This window comes from Sphingomonas sanguinis, from assembly GCF_001476905.1.
GTDB classification, from domain to species: Bacteria; Pseudomonadota; Alphaproteobacteria; order Sphingomonadales; family Sphingomonadaceae; genus Sphingomonas; species Sphingomonas sanguinis_B.
In genome coordinates this window covers 1-505 of sequence record NZ_LDTE01000221.1, presented here as the reverse complement: position 1 = coordinate 505, position 505 = coordinate 1, and the positions used below count along the sequence as shown (strand labels likewise).

At 68.1% G+C, this 505-nt stretch carries 1 protein-coding gene; it reads left to right on the top strand.

Features of this window, described 5'->3' with window-relative positions:
- Positions 1-32: 32 nt before the first annotated feature.
- The coding region (locus SB4_RS18700; RefSeq protein ID WP_420893907.1) for an ABC transporter permease at positions 33-505 on the top strand (473 nt) is incomplete at its 3' end.

Here is a 505-nt window from a genome sequence, read left to right as displayed (position 1 = left end):
TTAGTCTCGTGGGCTCGGTGCTGGCCTTTTCCATGATGCTGCTGGGCTGGCTCTATCAGGACATCGGCTGGCCGCTGGGTCTGGCGATTCCCGCCGCCATCCTCGGCGGCCTGGTCTGCGGCCTGGTCTCGGGCCTGCTCATCGCCCGCGCCCGGCTACCCGCCTTCATCGCCACCCTGACCATGATGTCGGTGGCCCGCGGCCTGGCCAACATCCTCACCGACGGTCGCCAGATCGTCGGCTTTCCGGACTGGTTCACCAGTCTGGCCACGGTGCGGCACTTCGGCTTCCTCTCGGTCACCGTCGGGCTGTTTTTGCTGATGCTGCTGGTCGCCTGGGTGTTCCTGCGCTTTCGCGCCGGTGGCCGCAACCTCTATGCCATGGGCGGCAGCGCCGAGGTCGCGCGGTTGTCGGGCATCAAGGTACGCACCATCACCATCTGGATCTATGCCCTGCGCGGCGCCCTGGCGGGTCTGGCCGCGGTGGCCATGGCGGCGCGGCTGGA